General features: G+C 44.9%; 1 protein-coding gene. It reads left to right on the top strand.

Translation table 11 applies throughout. The features are described 5' to 3' along the window. Positions 1-76: 76 nt before the first annotated feature. A partial coding sequence (locus R7040_RS30175; RefSeq protein WP_318098153.1) for an NUDIX hydrolase occupies positions 77-510 on the top strand: 434 nt, incomplete at its 3' end.

Below are 510 nucleotides of genomic sequence, written 5' to 3'. Positions count from 1 at the left end.
TGGGTTCTCAATCAACTTATCTTTCTTTCGCGCATGGAGCGCATCTAGGAAATATCTAGATATTTAAGGAGCACACATGATCCCAATACAAGCGACGCATGTCTCTGGCGTTGTCATCTCTCGAATTGATGGCGTAGATAAAATTCTGTTACTCAAACGCGTTAAAGGCGGGTATTGGTGCCATGTGGCTGGTGGTGTAGAGGCTGGTGAAACAGGATGGCAAACCATTCTGAGAGAGCTAAAAGAAGAGACGCAGATTGACGATGTTGAGTTACATAAAGCGGACTTTTTAGAACAGTTCTACGAAGCGAAGGAGAACCGAATCTTGGTCATCCCAAGCTTTGTGTTATTTTGTCCGCCAAACCAACCTGTGGTGCTTAATGAAGAACACACGGAGTATCGCTGGTGCTCGCTTGAAGAAACTAAGCAGCTTACGCCGTTTGCCAATCAACATCATCTCTATGATCATGTTTGGCAATACTATGTTGATGTGGAGTCGCTGACACCGTA

Source organism: Vibrio sp. 1069 (genome assembly GCF_033340555.1).
The sequence above is the reverse complement of the archived record's forward strand: the minus strand, read 5'-3'. Positions and strand labels throughout refer to the sequence as shown.